The sequence below is a fragment of the Candidatus Bandiella numerosa genome (assembly GCF_021811875.1).
GTDB classification, from domain to species: Bacteria; Pseudomonadota; Alphaproteobacteria; order Rickettsiales; family Midichloriaceae; genus Aquirickettsia; species Aquirickettsia numerosa_A.
Genome location: NZ_JAJBJD010000120.1, coordinates 1 through 3,385, shown reverse-complemented (window position 1 = coordinate 3,385; position 3,385 = coordinate 1). Strand labels below are relative to the sequence as shown.

Below are 3,385 nucleotides of genomic sequence, written 5' to 3'. Positions count from 1 at the left end.
AGAATGCACACAATGTTTTGCAGATTAAAGCGACTATCTCCTCTAATGAGTGGAATCTTTATGAAGCAAATATTGACAATGAGTTGATTCTAAAAGTTGCTTAACGCTATCTAATATTTATGCTTCCGTTCATACATCTATCAACTAACACTGAAATATTATAATTGAATCTTTTTAAATAAAATGGATTCATTACTAATAACTTTATAAATCATCTGACTATCTTTTTAATAAATATCCGCATCTCTATATTGACATGGTTGATGTTTTGCTTTAATAAATAGGTTTAGATGAACTTATATTAATCAATGTTAATGGACATAAAAATATCACAGCCTAAGATGCCTGCTACTGTAGCAGCAGAGTTACTAGGAGTAAGTATACAGGCTATACATAAACAGCTAAAATCTCTGGATATTAAATGTCCCAAGATAGGGAATAAATCGTATATCACTCATAGTATCGCACAAAAACTATTTAATCTGAGTTTCAATAAAAAAAAAGTAGCTTTTCAAATAGTAAAAGGTGGGACAGGTAAAACAACAGCAATGCATAACGTTAGCTGTGCTGCTAGTTTATATGGAGCAAAAATTTTAGCAATAGATTTAGATCCACAAGGTAACTTAACAGATGCATTTAATATAAATCCAGAAGAAATACCAACTATGATTGATGTTATTGAGGAGAATGTAAGAATAGAAGATGCCATAATTAAGGCTGAAAATGGGATAGATCTTATTCCAAGTAGAATTGAAAACGTTACATTAGATAGTAAATTAGCCTTAACAAGAGCACCTCTTCATAATGTATTTAATAATATATTAGAAAGAATAGAACATAATTATGATTTTATATTCTTGGATTGCCCTCCAATGATTGGACATTCTGTCACTGCAGCTTCCTTATATGTTGATGTTATGTTAATTCCTCTTAATCCAGATAGATTTAGCGCTAAAGGTCTGCAAATTTTAAAAGACGAGATCAAAAACATCAAAAAACAATATAAAAAAGACCTTCATTACAAAATATTTTTAAATAAGTTTAGTGGTAACACAATATTATCTGATAAAACCTTACAAACCGTATTTAATGATGAATCTGAAAGTGGTAACACACTAAACACAGCAGTAAGACAAAGTCAGGAAATACCAAATGTAATTGATGAAAAACTCAATCTATTCAGTTCGGTAAAAAAATCTACTGCCAAAGATGATTTTGATCTATTAACTAAAGAGTTACTTGGAATTAAAGTTATAAAAAATAAATAAAATATGCCTAAAATAGAAGATTTACAAACAAGTAAGAAAAAAATATTTAAAAAAAGAGAATATAGACCTTACAACCCAGAGGGTGAATCACTAGAGCAAGAATTAGTTGTTAATCAAGATCCAATTTCTATTGTTTCACATCACAAAGACATGGTAATAGAGATAGATCCTTATGTCATTAAAAATTGGGAATTTCATGACAGACCAGAAAATGAATTAGGTGATATAGATGCATTAGCAGAAGAGTTTTTATCTATGGGACAGCAGATCCCATGTATAGTAAGAAAACTACCTAATGATAGCAATTTTCAATATGAATTAATTGCAGGGGAAAGAAGATGGAGAGCAGCACAAAAAGCATATCTTCCTCTTAAAGTATTGGTGCGAAATTTATCAGATAATGAGGCGGCTCTAGTACAAATATCAGAAAATTCTAACAGATCAGCGCTATCTGATTATGCTAAAGGAATGAGTTATGCAAAACTAATTGAAAAAAATATATTGAGTCAGTCAGATTTAGTAGATAAATTAAAAATAAGCAAACAACAAGTTTCTAGATTATTATCATTTAGCAAAATACCACTGCAAATACAGGAAGCTCTAAAAGATATGACTAAAATAAGCTCTGGTACTGCAGAACAAATAAAACAATTAAGTATTAAAGGTAATAAATATATAGAAGGTATATTGAAGTATGCGCAGCAAATTGCAGAAGGGACAATTGGTAAAAATAAGTTAACTACTCTTGTTAATAAATACGTTAATCAGGTAGAAAGCATCCCCTCAAGTGAAAAAATTTACTCTCATAATGGGAGACATTTATACACTTGGAGGAACGATAACAATTCTATACCATCCATACATTTTCCAAGAAATATCTCATTCTTAATATCTAGCGGTAAATTAGATAAAGAAAAGATATCCGATTTATTTAAAAAATTATTAGAGGAGATGCTTATGGAAATTAAATAAAAAAGACCTTCTAAAAGCTTCAACTACTAGAAGGTCTATCTATCTTACAAATCCGCATAGTGAATGCACGAAGTGTAACTTGTAACTCATTATTCAAGCTATACCATATAAGTATTCATTATGCAATAAATTTAACAGTCCCCTCGGGGGGACTTTTTATTGAGAGGTGAATATGAATTTTAACTCCATAAACATACATACAAACGATGAACTAAAAATGCCTAACAAGACATGCAATATATTTGACACTAATTTAGCCAATATAGTTGGTATTGAAGCTGCCTTGTTTTTAAATAAAATGAATTACTGGGTTTCTAAATGTGGAAGATATTTACCAAATCATAATGGCATATGGATATACAATTCTCTCCCCTCTTGGAAAAAACAATTTCCTTATTTATCTATGTATAAATTAAGAAAAACTATTAAAGCTCTAGAAGAGCTAGGTTTAATTAAGTCTGTTAAAATTAATGCCAAAAAATGGAATCACACTAAATGGTACACTATAGATTTAAAGAAATATAATTCCTTAATTAATACACAATCTAAAAGCCACTATATAAAGAATGAAGAAGGTATTAATTTATTTAATGCAAATAATAATAACTATACAAGTAATGTTTTTAAATTAGCACCCAAAAAAATTAAGCCCAATATTTCTGCAAATGTAATTTTACTTGATGAAAGGACAACAAATCGATCTGTCGATTTTCATCAGATCATAATAACAAAGAATAACTATACAAATAAATCTTCTTATAAAAAGAATCATGTTAAATTAGAAAATGCTTTAAAGGAAAAAATAGAAGAAAATCCTATAAATGTTAATGAAAAAGAAATAGTAAATAAAATGGTTTACATCTGGAACAAAGTATTTGAGTATTCAATCAGTCCAATTAAAGCTTATAGTAATAAAATGAACCAAGAAGTATTATTAAATCTTTATAAAACAGCATTTAGCGGAGATCTAAATAATTGGAGGGAATATGCATGCAAAATAAATAGTAGCCAATTTCTAATGGGAGAAAAGAAAACAAAAAATAACTTTAAGGCAGTATTTAGCTGGTTAATAAAGGAGGACACAATAGAAAAAATAATGAATGGAGAATATGGAGTAGGAGATAGAGAGCTAGATATGAATAATA

Annotated in this window: 3 protein-coding genes; all 3 read left to right on the top strand. The window is 28.8% G+C overall.

The genetic code is table 11. The features are described 5' to 3' along the window. Window positions 1-314 precede the first annotated feature (314 nt). Window positions 315-1,268 (top strand): ParA family protein, encoded by a 954-nt coding sequence (locus L8D11_RS04310; protein ID WP_236870444.1) that lies wholly within the window; start codon window positions 315-317, stop codon window positions 1,266-1,268. A gap of 3 nt (window positions 1,269-1,271) precedes the next feature. Next, window positions 1,272-2,240: a ParB/RepB/Spo0J family partition protein gene (locus tag L8D11_RS04305; RefSeq protein ID WP_236870443.1), complete on the top strand. Its 969-nt coding sequence runs from the start codon at window positions 1,272-1,274 to the stop codon at window positions 2,238-2,240. A gap of 172 nt (window positions 2,241-2,412) precedes the next feature. After that, window positions 2,413-3,385, top strand: a 973-nt coding sequence (locus tag L8D11_RS04300) for a hypothetical protein (RefSeq protein WP_236870442.1), incomplete at its 3' end; no start/stop codon positions are given.